The organism is Tissierella carlieri (genome assembly GCF_018917285.1).
Lineage (GTDB): Bacteria > Bacillota > Clostridia > Tissierellales > Tissierellaceae > Tissierella > Tissierella carlieri.
On the sequence record NZ_JAHLOH010000023.1, the window covers coordinates 109,518 to 126,432 of the forward strand.

At 32.1% G+C, this 16,915-nt stretch carries 14 protein-coding genes; 1 reads left to right on the forward strand and 13 read right to left on the reverse strand.

Features of this window, described 5'->3' with window-relative positions; all coding sequences use genetic code 11:
- Nucleotides 1-125: 125 nt before the first annotated feature.
- From KQI38_RS06455 to KQI38_RS06510, 12 genes are all read right to left on the reverse strand, one after another.
- Nucleotides 126-317: a PspC domain-containing protein gene (locus KQI38_RS06455; protein WP_094900912.1), complete on the reverse strand. Its 192-nt coding sequence runs from the start codon at nt 315-317 to the stop codon at nt 126-128.
- The gene (gene uvrC / locus KQI38_RS06460; RefSeq protein ID WP_216557116.1) at nt 314-2,191 is read right to left on the reverse strand and encodes an excinuclease ABC subunit UvrC; all 1,878 of its coding nucleotides are present in this window, start codon (nt 2,189-2,191) and stop codon (nt 314-316) included. Before uvrC ends, KQI38_RS06455 begins: the two co-directional genes overlap by 4 nt.
- A 174-nt stretch (nt 2,192-2,365) precedes the next feature.
- Nucleotides 2,366-3,592 carry an FprA family A-type flavoprotein gene (locus KQI38_RS06465; protein WP_216557119.1) on the reverse strand — a complete coding sequence of 409 codons (1,227 nt, stop codon included), beginning with the start codon at nt 3,590-3,592 and terminating at the stop codon, nt 2,366-2,368.
- Between the two features lie 170 nt (nt 3,593-3,762).
- A complete protein-coding gene (locus KQI38_RS06470) occupies nt 3,763-5,541 on the reverse strand; it encodes an aminopeptidase P family protein (RefSeq protein ID WP_216557122.1) in 1,779 nt (592 codons plus the stop codon).
- A complete protein-coding gene (gene eutH, locus KQI38_RS06475) occupies nt 5,531-6,613 on the reverse strand; it encodes an ethanolamine utilization protein EutH (RefSeq protein ID WP_246565649.1) in 1,083 nt (360 codons plus the stop codon). The genes KQI38_RS06470 and eutH overlap by 11 nt, the downstream gene beginning before the upstream one ends.
- Before the next feature lie 103 nt (nt 6,614-6,716).
- Nucleotides 6,717-7,682, reverse strand: a complete 966-nt coding sequence (locus KQI38_RS06480) for an ABC transporter ATP-binding protein (RefSeq protein WP_216557127.1) — start codon at nt 7,680-7,682, stop codon at nt 6,717-6,719.
- Nucleotides 7,683-8,672, reverse strand: a complete 990-nt coding sequence (locus KQI38_RS06485; RefSeq protein ID WP_216557130.1) for an ABC transporter ATP-binding protein — start codon at nt 8,670-8,672, stop codon at nt 7,683-7,685.
- A gap of 16 nt (nt 8,673-8,688) precedes the next feature.
- Nucleotides 8,689-9,588: an ABC transporter permease gene (locus KQI38_RS06490; protein ID WP_094900900.1), complete on the reverse strand. Its 900-nt coding sequence runs from the start codon at nt 9,586-9,588 to the stop codon at nt 8,689-8,691.
- 29 nt (nt 9,589-9,617) lie between these two features.
- Nucleotides 9,618-10,544 carry a nickel ABC transporter permease gene (gene nikB / locus KQI38_RS06495; protein WP_216557132.1) on the reverse strand — a complete coding sequence of 309 codons (927 nt, stop codon included), beginning with the start codon at nt 10,542-10,544 and terminating at the stop codon, nt 9,618-9,620.
- Nucleotides 10,545-10,651: 107 nt separating this feature from the next.
- Complete coding sequence (locus KQI38_RS06500; RefSeq protein ID WP_216557136.1) at nt 10,652-12,202, reverse strand: glutathione ABC transporter substrate-binding protein; 1,551 nt, start codon at nt 12,200-12,202, stop codon at nt 10,652-10,654.
- A 264-nt stretch (nt 12,203-12,466) separates the two neighbouring features.
- The gene (ppsA, locus tag KQI38_RS06505; RefSeq protein WP_216557139.1) at nt 12,467-14,818 is read right to left on the reverse strand and encodes a phosphoenolpyruvate synthase; all 2,352 of its coding nucleotides are present in this window, start codon (nt 14,816-14,818) and stop codon (nt 12,467-12,469) included.
- A 180-nt stretch (nt 14,819-14,998) separates the two neighbouring features.
- Nucleotides 14,999-15,205 carry a hypothetical protein gene (locus KQI38_RS06510; protein ID WP_094900892.1) on the reverse strand — a complete coding sequence of 69 codons (207 nt, stop codon included), beginning with the start codon at nt 15,203-15,205 and terminating at the stop codon, nt 14,999-15,001.
- Nucleotides 15,206-15,343: 138 nt separating this feature from the next.
- On the opposite strand from KQI38_RS06510, the gene KQI38_RS06515 reads away from it, so the two are divergent.
- Complete coding sequence (locus tag KQI38_RS06515; RefSeq protein ID WP_216557143.1) at nt 15,344-15,544, forward strand: DUF378 domain-containing protein; 201 nt, start codon at nt 15,344-15,346, stop codon at nt 15,542-15,544.
- A gap of 23 nt (nt 15,545-15,567) precedes the next feature.
- On the opposite strand, the gene KQI38_RS06520 is transcribed toward KQI38_RS06515, so the two are convergent.
- Complete coding sequence (locus KQI38_RS06520) at nt 15,568-16,914, reverse strand: TldD/PmbA family protein (RefSeq protein WP_216557146.1); 1,347 nt, start codon at nt 16,912-16,914, stop codon at nt 15,568-15,570.
- Nucleotide 16,915: the final 1 nt, after the last annotated feature.

The following is a 16,915-nucleotide window of genomic DNA, read 5'->3' on the forward strand; positions in this document are numbered from 1 at the left end:
GTGTGTTCCTATTCAAGTATATGAAATATTGGAGCGAAAGTCAATCTCTGAAAGGCCCAATTTTAATAACAGATTATTTGCATTATTCTGTTATCTGCTTTGTTTCATCTAATACATCTTCAATATTAAAAGCTTCTTTTTGGAATAATCATGCAAGCTATAATATATGCTATTATTCCCGGAAAAGCTACAGTAAAAAGAGATAATAATACCCAAGCAAGTCTTACTAAAGTAGAGTCAATATCAAAATATTCTGCAATTCCGCCACATACTCCACATATTTTTTTATCAGTATCAGATAAAAATAATTGTTTCATCTTTTTTCCTCCTTTTCTTTATTAAAATGATTATATAATTCTTCTGCTACTGCTCTATTCATACCCTTTACTTCTACTAATTCTTCCAGAGATGCTTTTTTTATTTTATCAATACTTTCAAAATGCTTTAAAAGTTCGACCTTTCTTTTTTCTCCTATACCTTTTATATCATCTAATTCAGACTTAAACATTTTTTTAGTTCTAAGTGATCTATGATAAGATATAGCAAAGCGATGGGCCTCCTCTTGAATTTTATATATTAATCTAAACCCTAGAGAATCTTCTTCTAATCGAATCTCTTTATTATTATATATTATGCCTCTAGTTTTGTGAAAATCATCTTTTACAAGACCACACACAGGAATATTTATATTTAAATCTTTTAATACTCGAATTGCCACATTGACTTGACCCTTACCACCATCCATCATTATTAAATCTGGGAAAATTGAAAATCCTTTTACCTCTATTTTATTCTCTGTCATCAACTTTCTCTCTTCAATGCCCCTAGTAAATCTTCTCAACAATATCTCTTCCATACTGCCATAATCATCTGATCCAGTTATGGTTCTGATTCTAAATCTTCTATAATCTGACTTCTTAGGCTCTCCTTTTTCAAATACTACCATTGAACCTACTGATTCTACTCCACTAATATTTGATATATCAAAGGCTTCAATTCTATTTAATTCACTAGAAATGCCAATAATATTTTGTAACTCTTCTAAGGCTTTTTGATTTTCCCTAGCCTTCTTTAAAAACCTATCGCCATATTGATTTAACATGTCTAAGGCATTTTTTCTCACCATCTCCATCAAGTCTACTTTGTCTCCACGTTTTGGTATTAATATATTTACCTTAGCACCTTTCTTTTCACTTAGCCATTTACTTATAATCTCTATATCAACAATATCCTCTTCAATTATTATCTCTTTTGGTACATAGGCTGCCCCTATATAGAACTGTTTAATAAATGAGCTTAGTATTTCCTTTCTATCTTCTTCAAAAGTATCTTCTAATATAAAATGTTCTCTACCTACTATTTTCCCGTCTCTAATAAAAAAGATTTGAATACATACTTCTTCAATACCTCTAGCCATTCCAATTACATCTTGGTCTACCACATTTGTTGTTGACACAATCTTTTGTTTTTCATGAAGTAAGTTTAAAGAATTTATTTGATCTCTATATTTTGCTGCTCCCTCAAAGTCTAGACCTTTAGCGGCTTCCTTCATTTTGTTTTCTATTATATCTACTAGCTTATCCTCTTTCCCATTTAAAAATAAAAGTACTTCATTTACCATATCCATATATTTTTTTTCATCCACGTTACCTTGGCAAGGTCCTAAACATCTTCCTATATAAAAATTTAAACAAGGCCTTGTTTTTCCTATATCTTTATCTAGATTACGGTTACATGTTCTAAGAGGATATAAATTCCTTATAATCTCTATTGCATCATTTACTGCATATACACTAGGATAAGGTCCAAAATATTTAGCTCCATCTTTTGATATATGCCTAGTTTTCATAACTCTAGGATATTTTTCATTAACAGTTACCTTAATATATGGATACTGCTTATCATCCCTTAATAGAATATTATATTTAGGTTTATGTTTTTTTATCAAATTCGCTTCAAGTATTAAAGCTTCTATTTCATTATCTACTATTATATATTCAAATTCAGAGATATTCTTAACCATAGCGTTAACTTTAGGTGGATTATTTTTTCCTGATTGAAAATACTGCCTTACTCTTTTCTTGAGAGATATTGCTTTTCCCACGTAAATTATCTCATCATTCTTATCCTTCATTATATAAACACCTGGTTTATCAGGTAACTTTTTTAATTCTTCTTCTATGTTGAACATTTGATCACCCTTCAGGCTTTCGCCAATTTTGAATTTTGAATGTTAAACTTTAAATTAAAGCCTATATTTATATTATAGCAAATTAATTAGCTTTTAGTTGTTAAAATTATCGCATTTATATATAAAAGGCGATACTAATATTTTTTAGTATCGCATTCTATTAACTATTTACTTTTAACTATTCACTGCATTCCTCACTTCTTTTACTAAGTCTCTAATTCTTGCTTCAATTAATTGTAAATCTTCGTCTCTTGGACTTCCTTTAAACTCGACTGGCTCTATGAAATCCCACTTCATACAATATTTATTCATAATCTCATCTAGTTCTTTTTGAGCTCCACCTGACCAACCATAGGAACCAAATCTAAAAGCTTTTCTTCCAAATACTTTTTTCTTTCCTAATTCTTCTAATACTGCAGCCATTGGTGGGAACATTTTATATTCATAGGTTGGCATAGCAAGTATTATTCCTGTAGAATTCCATGCTGATGCTAATACTGTCCCCCAAGAGACTTCTGGAACTCTATGAACATTAAACTTTATATTTTCTTCCTCTAATACTTTCACAACATAATTTACTGCTTTTTCTGTCATTCCATACATTGATCCCCATATAAGAGTTATTTCTTCTTTTGCAGGTCCCTTCTGATAGGAAGCATATCTAATATAGTCTTCTATAATCTTATTAGGATTCTCTCTCCATACTATTCCATGACCTGGTGCAATAATCTTGATAGGTAAAGTAGAACATTTATCAATAGCTTTTTTAACCGGCATAGAAAATGCTGCTACAATATTTGCATAATATCTAACAGCCTCATTCTCATAGAAATCAATATCATCAGATTTTAACATATCATCATAATTGGATTCTGTAGCATTACCAAATGATCCAAAAGCATCACAGGAAAACAAAGTACCTGTTAAAGTATCAAAGGTTGCTATTGTATCTGGCCAATGTACATTAGGGATCTCTACAAATTTTAAAATATGGCCATTACCCAAATCTAAAGTATCATCATCTGTTACAACAGTAACATTTTCAGTATGTCCATAGAAAGCATCTAATAACTCAGCTGACTTTTTACTACAAACAACTTTAAAATTGGGATTTATTTTCTTAAAATCTTCAATCCATCCTGAATGATCTGGCTCCATATGATTTATTATAAGATATTCTATTGACTTAGGGTCTATATTTAGCTTATCTAAAAGAACAAATAATGATTCAGGAACTCCATCCCAACCACAAACTCCATCTATAATTGCAGTTTTTTCCCCTTTAATTATATAAGAATTTAATGCAACTCCATTTGGTATTTCCCATAATCCTTCAAATAATATATTTTCCACATTTACTGAAAGTAAATAGGTATCATCACTAACTTTTGTCACGTTCATTCTCATTTCCCCCTAATTCTAATATGTATTAATAACTCCAATTAATATTTAAAAAACAGAATTCCTTTACTTCCTATACCCATATTTTACCTATTCAAAACCATGAATAGAATAAGTATAACCTTTGGTGCCTGGCACCGAAAGTTATACTTATTCTAATTCATCATAACTTATATACTTCTAGTTTCCTCTCTCAACCAAGCTTTTTCTTCTTCATTTAAATAAGGAGAAAGTTTATCAAACACCTCTTTGTGATATTCATTCACCCAACTTCTTTCCTCTTCAGATAATAGATTTATATCTATCGCTTCTATATCTATTGGAACAAATGATAATATTTCAAACTTCATAAACTGACCTGAATCAGTTTTTATATCTTCCTGTACTACAACTATATTTTCTATTCTTATTCCATGACTTCCTGCTTTATATACACCTGGTTCTATACTTGCAATCATACCCTTTTCCAGTACAACTGTATTTGCTACCATAGCTATTCTATGAGGACCTTCATGTACTCCTAACAAATATCCTATACCATGACCAGTACCACATTTATAGTCAATACCTTCCTGCCATAATGGATATCTAGCCAATACATCAAGACTATGTCCTGTTGCACCATAAAGGAATCTTGCATTCCCTAAATTAATATGCCCTTTTAGAGTTAAAGTGAAATCTCTTTTTTCCTCTGCAGTTATAGGCCCCATAACTACTGTTCTAGTAATATCAGTAGTTCCATCCAGATACTGTCCACCAGAGTCAACTAAATATAGACCTTCTTTTTTAATTTCTGCATTAGAATCTTCACTAGCAGAATAGTGCATCATGGCTGCATTTGCCTTGTATGCTGAAATAGTATTAAAACTTGGTTCAATAAATCCTTCTTGTTCTTTTCTAAACTCTAGTAATCTTTCCTGTGCTGACATTTCAGTAATAGGTATTTTGCCTATATTTTTATCTAGCCAATACAAAAACCTAACTAATGCAACTCCATCTTTTATATAAGCATTTCTTTGATTTTCAATCTCAATGGAATTTTTAATTCCCTTTAGTTTTGTGGTAATATCCATACCATCTATTATTTTACATTCAGATGGTATGGCTTTATATATCCATCTGTTAACTCTATTCTTATCTACATATACTCTCGATTTCTTATCTATTTCTTCTACATAATGGACTACTTCTTCATATGTAGCAATTTCAACTCCATTCTCATTTAAGAAAGATTCTACCTCAAGATTTATCTTTTCCTTATCTACAAATAAATAAGACTTATTCATTGAAATTAAAGCATATGAGATTACAACAGGATTGTTTATTACATCCTTCCCCCTTATATTGCAAGTCCAAGCTATATCATCTAGACTTGCTATAAGAAAATAGTCCGCATTGTGCTTTTTCATCTCAGATCTTATTTCTTCAATTTTCTCTTTACCAGTTTTACCTGTATATTTTAATTGGTGTATGAATGCTTTCCCATTAGGTAACTTAGGTCTATCCTCCCAAATCTCACCCACTAAGTCATATTCATCAACAAATTTAATATCTTTTTCCTTAAATTCTTTTTCCAAGTTTTCAACTGAGGATTGTGGAAATACTTTACCATCAAATCCAAGAACATCTCCATCTTTTAGATTATCTTTTAGCCATTCTGTATAAGTCGGAAATCCAGGTATTGCTATTTTAAATAATTTATATTCACTACCCTCTAATTGCCTTTCTGCTTGAATAAAATATCTGCCATCTGTCCAAAGAATTGCTTCTTCTTGGGTAATGACTACAGTACCAGCTGAACCTGTAAATCCTGATATCCATACTCTTCCCTTATAGTGGTCAGCCACATATTCAGATTGATGGGGATCTGCAGTGTTTACGATATAGGCATTAATACCTCTATCTTTCATTAAATCTCTTAATTTCTTTACTCTTTCATTAATTTTCATACTCACCCCTCCTAGGTTTTTCTAATTTTAATAATAGCACAGCTACTAAAATAGCAGAAATACCTGCTGCTAACTTAGATATTATAAATGGATTAACTGTCTCTGGTGAAACCGATGAAATATAACCTAGTTGACCTCCAAAAGTGAATGCACCAGATACAGCAAATGCTGCATTTAATATCTTTCCTTTTTCATTCATTTTATCATAAATTCCCAACATTGGAATGCAATTAGCTAAGGAACTAAAGATTCCAAGTATAGAATATTCATCAAGTTCAAATTTTTTTCCTATTTTAGACAAGTACTTATGTAATATTCTAGATATAACGTGGAACATAGGATAGGCTCCTGACAATATAATACCTATCTTTACCACCAATATAGCTCCCTCTTCAATTGGAATCATACCTTTGATCAATTCAATTCTAAACATGAAATTTACAATAGATAAAATCAATCCAAATGTACTGACGATTATAATAGTCTTACCTAAAATATTAAATATTTTAATAATGCTTTTTTGGGCCTTTAACAGCCCAAATACTATTATTATGGAGAATACTACTACCGGAATCAAGCTAAAAATAATATCTACTGCCTTCAGTCCCATCATTAGCCCGCCTACAATCATCCCCAATGGTATAGTCATGATTCCAGCTAAAACTCCCTTGGCAAAATAATAAAAGTCATCTTTAGATATTAGGCCTACAGCAACTGGTATAGTAAAAGATATAATTGTTCCGAGCATAGATGAAAGTATAAGTCCGTTAAACTCTCCAACAGCTCTTGATGCCGCTATACCAATACTAGTAGTATATCCTCCCAAATCTGGAGCTAATAAACTGCCTATAAATACAGAAGGATCCGTATTTATAACTCTTGCCAATGGATAAAGTATTGGTGTAAGACTCTTTGCTACAATAGGAGATATACTATATATCCCAATAATAGTTAAAGCAAGTCCTCCCAAGGCTTTGAACCCTTCATCAAATTTCTCTCCTAATCCAAACCTATTATTTAATATCTTGTCAATTCCTGCAAGAATTGAAAAAACAACCATTATATTAAGCATTTTCCACCTCAACTATATAATATTCTTATTATACTATACTTATATATTTTAGAAAAGAAAAAAGGCAGATAATCTGCCTTTAGCTTTTCCCTTTGATATCTAACTATTTTAATCCATTTATTTCTCTAATATGATGACACGCCACAAAATGACCTGGCATTATTTCTTCTATTACTGGATTGTCAACATGACAGTTGTCTTTTGCATAGATACATCTTTGTGCAAATCTACATCCTGGCTTTGGATTTATAGGAGAAGTGATTTCACCTTTTAATAAAACTCTCTCTCTCTTATACTTTAAGCTTGGTACTGGAATAGCTGAAAGTAACGCCTTTGTATAAGGATGCAATGGATTCATAAATAATTCCTTAGAATCAGCCTTTTCAACTAGTTGACCAAGATACATTACAAGTATATCATTTGAAATATGTTTAACAACAGATAAGTCATGAGTGATAAACATATAAGTTAAATCCATTTCTTTTTGTAAATCTTGCATTAGATTTAATACTTGCGCCTGAATAGACACGTCAAGAGCTGATACTGGCTCATCGCAGACAATAAATCCCGGATTAAGCGCTAAGGCACGAGCAATACCAATTCTTTGCCTTCTACCTCCATCAAGTTCATGAGGATAAGTATTTACAAGTCTTTCAGCTAGACCTACAGTATCCATTAATTCAGACACTTTTTTATCTATTGCTTTTTTATCCCTTGTGGTTTTATGAATTATCAATGGTTCCTTAATAATTTCACTAACAGTCATCCTAGGATTTAGAGATGAAAATGGGTCCTGGAAAATAATTTGCATTTTCTTTCTTAATTCTCTAAACTGTGATTTTGTAACCTTTGTAATATTTTGTCCTTCGTAAACTAATTCACCGTCTGTTGATTCTAATAGATGAAGTATCACTCTACCTAAAGTTGATTTTCCACAGCCTGATTCCCCTACAACTCCAAGAGTCTCTCCTTTGTTAATGTCAAAAGTAACACCATCTACTGCATGAAGTAGTCCTTTAGGGGTATTAAAGTATTTTTTTAGGTTTCGAACTTGTAAAATTGGTTCCATTTATATTTCCCCCTTCTGTTTTACTTGTCCAGTATAAATTAAGCATTTTACCTTGTGACCAGGAGACACTTCTATATCTTCTGGATGATTAGCTGCACACGCATTTGTTGCATGTGGACATCTTGGATGGAACTTGCAGCCTGAAGGTAAATCAGTAGGGTCTGGCATTAATCCTTTAATTGGTTTTAATCTATCTACGTCTTCATCAAGGCTTGGAATAGATCCAAATAATCCTAAGGTATATGGATGTTTTGGATTTTCAAAAAGATCTTCAATATTTGAGTACTCTACTATTTCTCCTGCATACATTATAGCCACTTTGTCACAAACTTCTGCCACAACACCTAAATCATGAGTAATCAAAAGCATAGCCGTATTAAATTCGTTTTTCAAATTATTCATAAGGTCTAGAACCTGAGCCTGTATAGTAACGTCAAGAGCCGTAGTAGGTTCATCAGCTATTAAAAGTCCCGGATTACATGCTAATGCTATGGCTATAACCACTCTTTGCTTCATACCACCTGAGAATTGATGTGGATAGTCATTAGCTCTAGCTCCAGGTATACCAACTAATTCAAGCATCTTCTTAGCTTTTTCGTCTGCTTCTTTAGTAGATAAATCCTCATGTATTTCAATAACTTCCGCTATTTGTTCTCCTACTGTCATTACAGGGTTTAAAGCAGTCATAGGATCCTGAAATATCATAGATACTTTATTCCCTCTTATCATTCTCATTTCTTCCTCTGAAAGCTTTAGTATATTTTCACCTTCTAAAAATATTTCCCCGTCAATAATCTTTCCAGGAGGATTGGGAACTAACCTTAGAATTCCTAAAGCAGTTGTTGTTTTTCCTGCTCCTGTTTCTCCAACAAGCCCTAAAGTCTCACCTTTGTTTAAATCTATATTAATACCATTTACAGCTTTAACAGTACCTTCTTCTGTTATATAATGAATGTGTAAATTTTTAATATTTAAGAATTCCTTGCTCATTTAAGTTCCTCCTCCCTTATTGTTTTAGTCTAGGATCTAGAGCATCCCTTAAACCATCACCAAGTAAATTTAACGAAAGTATAGTAATCATAATAGCTATTCCCGGAAATGTAGTAACATGCCATGCCTCTCTAATGAATTGTCTGCCTGATGAAAGCATCGCACCCCATTCAGGAGCTGGCTTTTGAATACCTAATCCTATAAAGCTTAAACCCGCTGTTGATAATATAGCACCAGCAACTCCTAAAGTACCTTGTACAATTATAGGTGCCATAGAGTTTGGTAATATATGCTTTAATATAATTCTAGTATCTTTAGCCCCAATTGCTTTTGCAGCCTCAATAAATTCTTGATCCTTAATGGAAAGTACTGAAGCCCTTACAATACGTGCATAACTAGGTATAGATGATATACCTACTGCAATCATTAGATTTAGCATACTTGTACCAAGAGCAGACACTATAGCAATAGCAAGTAATATACTTGGAATCGCTAAGAAAATATCCATTGCTCTCATTATGACATTATCAAGCTTTCCACCATAAAATCCAGCAATTGCTCCTAAAGTACCTCCTATTATAATAGCAATACCTACTGCTATTATACCTACCTTTAAAGATACTCTAGCACCATGTATCATTCTAGCAAATATATCTCTACCTAGTTCATCAGTGCCCAAGATATGTTCTTTACTTGGACCTTGAAGTCTTATTGAAGTGTTCATTTTTATAGCTACTTCTTCATAGTCAGCAATTATATCTGCAAATAAAGCTAATAATATTAAAATAACGATTATAGTTAAGCCTAACATAGCCATTTTATTTTTTCTTAATCTTCTCCACACTTCTGACCATTGACTTCTTTTCTTTTTATTCACTTTAGAGTCGTTTCCATTACTTTTAACACTACTATCCATTTATTTTACCTCCTTGCCTAAGTACTTAACTATCTATATTGTGATTTTATTCTTGGATCTATAAATGCATATAGCATGTCAACTAAAAGGTTAACAACACTAAAAGTTACAGATATAAATACAACGGATGCTAAAACTGTAGGGCTATCTTTTTGTTTAATAGCATCAACCATTAATCTTCCTAATCCTGGCCATGAGAATACAGATTCAGTAAGTACAGCACCACCTAGCAATCCTCCAAACTGTAGACCTATTACTGTAACTACAGGTATTAAAGCGTTCTTTAGAGCATGTTTATTTATTACCTTTTTCTCTGCTACACCTTTTGATCTAGCAGTTCTTATATAATCTTGTCTAATTACCTCAAGCATAGATGATCTAGTCATACGAGTAATAATTGCAGCAGATCCAACTCCTAATGAAAATGCAGGTAAGATCAAATGTAATAAAGTATCAGAACCGCTTGATGGTAAAACTCTAAGTTTTACAGAAAATACTAGTATCAGCATTAAACCTAGCCAGAATACGGGCATGGAAACTCCGATTAAAGCTCCAATCATAGATATACTATCTAGGGCTGAATATTGTTTAGTCGCTGAAATAATCCCTACTGGTATTCCTATTATAACTGCGATAATCATTGCAGCTACAGTAAGCTTCAAAGTAGCTGGGAATCTTGCAAATACCTCATCAAAAACAGGTTTTTTAGTTGAATAGGATCTCCCAAAATCTCCTGTTAACGCCTTTGTAATAAATCTAAAATATTGAACTATAAATGAATCATTTAAACCCATCTCTTCTCTTAGGGCTTCCACCTGTTCAGGTTGTGCACTTTCACCGAGTATAAGCTTCGCTGGATCTCCTGGTGTAAAGTACATAATTGTAAAAACCAAAAACGTAACTCCTAGCATTACTGGAATTAAAAGTAATAATCTACGAATAATATATTTATGCACATTTCTCCCTCCTTATCTAATAGGTATACACTATCATTGTTTCTAGTTACTACACTAAAGAATTAGAAGCGAGACATGATTGTCCCGCTTCATCATAAATTTACATTTTATTCTTCGACAGTTGCACCTTCGATAGTTACATTATATAATGAGTGATGTCCAGCAGGATGTAATTTAAAACCTTTTATCGCTCTATGCTGACCAGCATTTTGATTTTTGAAGAATAAGAATAATTGAGGAGCATCCTGTACAATTAATTCTTGAGCTTCTTTATAAGCTTCTAATCTCTTTTCTTGATCTACTTCAGTTTTACCAATATCTAATAATTTATCTACTTCTGGATTGCTATAGAAAAATCTATTTCCAGCATCTCCATGTTGTGAACTATGATATAGTGCATAAAGACCATAGTCTGCATCACCAGTTACTGCAGTCCATCCAAGGATATACATATCATGTTCTCCAGCCGCTGTTCTATCTAGATAAGCACCCCATTCAACTTGTTCTATCTTAGCCTCTATACCTACTTCTTTAAGCTTAGCTTGAACTATTTCAGCTATTCTAACTCTTTCAGGCTTATCATTTGTCCAGATAGTAGTCTGGAATCCATTCTCATATCCAGCTTCTTTTAATAATTCTTTTGCTTTTTCTGGATCATATTTATAACCTTCTATATTATTATTTGCTCCAAATACTAAGTCTGTTAAAGGTGATTTAGCTGGTTCTCCTGCACCTTCAAGTACTGTAGCTATTATTTCATCTACATCTACTGCATAGTTAATAGCTTGTCTAACTCTAATGTCATCGAAGGGAGCCTTCTTAGTATTGAATCCTAAGTATTCATTTGAAAATGATGGTCCTTCAATTAATTCTAATGAACTATTATCAGTAACTATTCTCTTATCAATTGGCTCAATATCATAAGCTATATCGATTTCTCCAGTTTCAAGACCTGTAGTTCTGTTTGTTCCTTCAGTAATATTTCTAAACACAACATTCTTAACCTTTGCAGGGCCTTGGAAATATTCATCAAATCTTTCAAGAGCAATCTTATCTCCTGATTGCCAGTCCACAAATTTGAAAGGTCCAGTTCCTACTGGTTTTTGTCCATAATCAGCTCCAGCATCTGTAACAGCTTTTTCATTTAATATTGAAGAAGCAGTGTGAGTAAGATGGGATAAAAGTGGAGCAAATGGCTCAGAAGTAATTATCTGAACTGTATAGTCGTCAATAACCTTTACCTCACTAACAGGTCCAATTATATGAGCAACAGATGGTGAATTTATCATTCTTTCAAATGTAAACTTAACATCTGACGCTTTAAACTCTTCTCCATTATGGAACTTAACACCTTGAGCAAGTTTAAATTCCCAAGTTAATTCATCTATGCTTGTCCATGATTCTGCTAAAGCTGGAACTAATTCCATGTCTTCATTAGCAAATATTAAAGTGTTATAAATTTGCTTTATAACTCTTGATGATGGCTGATCATTACTTGCATGTGGATCTAATGTCTTAGCATCTGCACCTTGGGCAACTACCAAGGTATCAGCTGGGTTCTTTCTAGCAATTTCTTTATTCCCATCACAAGCTGTTAAAACAAGTGATAAAATAAGAGTAACGATTACTAGTGATAAGACTTTTTTGTTTTTAAACATTGAATCACTCCTTATTTTTTGTTTCTTAAATCGTATTAATAGTATCTTTACATTAATAAATTTACCAACATTATCCATTGTTGTATGTATTCTAAAAATTCTAAAAATACGATTTTTCGACTTTGTTCGACAATTTCCGACAAAGAAGATTATACTATACCTCCATAGATTTGACAACTAGAAAAAAATATAAATTAAGGCACTGGTCTATACCAGTGCCTTGTACTATAGATTTTCTCTATAATATATGAACTTCTTATAAAATTAGATTTCTCTTAATTTTTTTAATATCATTTTTTGTTCTACTGAAGCAACTAATCTTCTTGTATAAGCCACTGTATCTGGATTAACACTCATACTATCAATTCCTTCTTCAACAAGGAATTGTGCAAACTCTGGATATTGACTGGGTCCTTGACCACAAATAGAAATTGTTTTTCCATATTTATGTGCTGCCTTTATAAGAATTGATATAGCTCTCTTAACAGCTTCGTTTCTTTCATCAAAATATCCCATATTATTCAATATACCTGAATCTCTGTCTGCTCCCATTACAAGTTGAGTAAGATCATTGCTTCCTATGCTAAATCCATCTACCATTTGAGCGAATTCTTCAGCTTCAAAGACTACTGATGGTACTTCTGCCATTATCCAAATCTTAAAGTTCTTATCTTGAACTAATCCTTCTTCCGCCATTATTTCTTTTACCTTCTTTAATTCCCATGTAGTTCTTACAAAAGGTAACATTGCATATACATTTGTCAATCCAAATTCTTCTCTAACCTTTTTCAACGCCCTGCACTCTAATCTGAATCCTTCTTCATATTCTGAAGAAATGTATCTGGATACTCCTCTCCAACCGATCATTGGATTTGCCTCTATTGGTTCGACTTCATCTCCACCTTTTAATCCTCTAAATTCATTAGTTCTAAAGTCAGACATTCTAACAACTACTGGTCTTGGATAAACTTCCCCAGCAACCATTTGAATTCCTTCAGCCATCTTATCTATTAATAATTGTCCCTGACCCGTTTTTACTAAATACATTGGATGTGCACCAATCATATTTGTAAATATGAACTCTGTTCTCATTAGACCAATACCATCTAAAGGTAAGTTTTTGTACCTTCCTATTAATGAGGGTTCTCCAAGATTCATATATATCTTTGTAGCTGTTATTGGAGCTAACCCTGCTAATATCTCTTCACTTATTCCTACAGCTCCTCCCTCGATTTTCTTTTCTTCCTTCTCTTCTAATACAGTACCTTCATAAACTACTCCTCTACTTGCATCAACAGTTACTTCCAATCCTTCTGGTAAAATTTCACTAGCATTTTTTGCTCCTACTATACAAGGTATACCCAGTTCTCTAGATACTATAGCAGCATGGCAAGTTCTACCTCCATCATCTGTAACTACTGCTGCAGCCTTTCTCATAGCTGGAACCATATCAGGATTTGTCATTACGGTAACTAAAATATCACCATCTTCTACTCTTCCAATTTCAGATATATCTTTAATATTTCTAACATTTCCTCTGCCAATTCCAGGGGATGCAGGTAAGCCCCTCACAAGCATTTTTAATTCTTTTTGTTCTTTTACTTCGCTCACACTAACATCTCCTTTTAAAGTAGTTATTGGTCTTGATTGTAATATATATAGTTTTTTAGTATCTCTATCAAATCCCCATTCTATATCCTGATGAGCTCCATACATTTCCTCTATCTTAATCCCATAATTTACTAAAGTCATTATTTCTTCATCTGATAGACATTGATCATTTACTTTATCTTGCCCTAAATAGTCTGCAATTTTGATTTCCTCTGTACCTACTCCATCTTTCCTCTTTACTACCATAATATTTTTTTCTGCAATGTGCTTCTCTTGGATTTCTTTTGATTTCTTATTCACTAAATACTCATCTGGTGTTACTGTTCCAGATACTACTGCTTCACCTAACCCCCAGCTTGCATTTATCATTATTTCATTAGTGTCACTATTTACAGGATTGGCAGTAAACATAACTCCTGATTTTTCACTGTTGACCATTTTTTGAATTACAACTGATAAAGATACATCAAAATGCTCAAAATCTTGTTTTACTCTGTAATATATAGCTCTAGCCGTCCAAAGAGATGCCCAGCATTTTCTAACATACTTAATTAGTTCTTCATCTCCACTTATGTGTAAATAAGTATCTTGTTGTCCAGCAAAAGATGCTTCTGGTAAATCTTCTGCAGTAGCTGAAGATCTTACAGCTACTTCTGGAGTAGTTAAATTGATTTTCTCACTAAATTCTTTATAAGCGCCTATTATTTCTATTCTTAAATCTTCTGGTATTTTTCCACAATTTATTCTATCTTGAATAGCACGACTCACATTTTGAAGCATATCGGAATTTTCTTCATCTAATCCTCTGATTAATTCTTTTATTACTTCATCGAGCTCAGCATAGTTAATAAAATGAGTATAAGCTCCTGCTGTTATACAAAATCCTGGTGGTACATCTAACCCTTTTTGAGTCAATTCTCCTAGGTTTGCACCTTTACCTCCTACAACAGGAATATCATTTTTATTAATTTCATTAAACCATTTAATGTATTTATATTCAGTCATTAGCATATCCTCCTATTTGCTTTTATATTATATATTATAGCATATATATTTAAATGTGCCATACTATATATTATTTTTTTGAATTAATTATATTAATTATTTTTAATATTTTACCCAAAATCATTTTCTCTATAAAAGAAAAAAATCCCGTATATAACGGGATTTTATCTATAGGTATATTTAAAAGCATCCTTCTCCACAAAATAGTATTACTAAAAGAAGGAAGAAGAATAATAATGAATCATTTTCTCTTTCATTAAAGCAGTCTGAAGTGCAGAATATAATAACTAATATTAGAAAGAAAAATAATAATGAGTCATCCATACAACCAAAATTTTCAAATATACCTCTTCCACATTCTCTCCTTACGCCCAAATCTTCAGTCATTATAATAACCTCCTTATATTTATTCCTCAATGTATTTTATGAAATTGAGATATAAGTGGTTACTAAAATTAAGATATTAATTGTATAAAAATAGTCAATTTGGACATATTAAATATATAAAAATTTAGGAGGAATAGTATGGATAAATTAGCATTAATACTTGTAATTATCGGCGCATTTAATTGGGGATTTATAGCATTATTTAATATTGATTTAGTTGCTAGCCTATTTGGTGGTTCTAATTCTGTATTAAGCAGAATAGTATATGGATTGGTTGGCTTAGCAGGTATTTATTCAATTAAATTTTTACTGAACGATAGAACTAGAGAGAGAGAATAGATTAATCTATTCTCTCTCTAGTTCTATTCTCCTGAAACTGATATATTTTTTACCTTAATTGAAGGCGAACCTACATACCCACTAAAAGGTCCAAATTCCAAGTCTTTTCCTATTTCCTCAATATCCATCAATGTTTCAAAGAAATTTGCTGCTATAGTTATCTGATTAACTGGTCTCTTAATCTTACCATCTTCTATTTCATATCCGTAGGCAGATAATGAATAATCTCCAGATACTTCATTTAAACCAGCATGTAGACCTTCTACATTTATGATACATATACCTTTATCAATACTCTCTATTAATTCTTCTAGAGTTTTACTACCCTTTTCTATATATAAATTAGTAGGTGATATAGATATTGATGATTTATATGATCTTCTGCTTCCATTTCCTGTAGATTCTACTCCGTCCTTATTTGCTGATTTTAAATTATATAAATATGAATTTAAAACTCCATGATCTATAATCTTCTTATATGAAGTCTTGCATCCCTCATCATCAAAGGTTCTAGTACCAAATCCATCTTTCAAGAAAGGATCATCAACTATAGTTAATATCTCATTTGCTATTTTAGATCCAACTTTATCCTTCAATCTTGATAGACCTTTTTGTACATTATCTGCTGATAAGATCGGAGCAAAAGCAAATAAGATATCTGCAAATACAGTATTCTTAAATACAGCAGGGTAATTATCTGATTTAATAGTAGTTGCTCCTAACATAGATATACCTTCTTCTACCGCTTCTTTAGCAATTTCTCTATAGTCAATCTTTGCAAGATCATTAAATATTCTATAGCTTAGACCAGTTTTTGTATCTTCACCATCTTTTACAATTACAGAAATATAACAAGATCCTCCACTAAATTTATCAGATAGATTTACTCCTTTAGTGTTTATTATATACCTATCCCTTTGGAATTCTTTATAGACACACATTTGTATAGCTGATACTCTGCTATCTATAGCTAATGCTTCTTTTTCCAAGTTTTTCATAAAAGCTATCTTATCTTCCATAGGAGTTTTTTCTAGACTGTCATTATAATTATTTATTTCTTCATATTCATCTGAACCAGCAAAAATTATCTCTTTATCTAAAGAATCAATATATTTACCATTTTCAAAGGCCTCATCAATCAGCATATCTATGGAAGATTCATCTATTTTTTCTGTATATGAATATCCCATTTTTCCTTCATGCACTCCTCTTAAAGATAAACCTCCTGATTCTGAAATACTATATTTATCTAATTCTCCACCAAACACACCAATTTCAATTTCCTTTGACCTTTCTATGAAGACTTCTAAATCCTCCATCTTTTCTTTACCTTTGTTAAACAATTTATCTGTTAATGCTCTATAATCCATA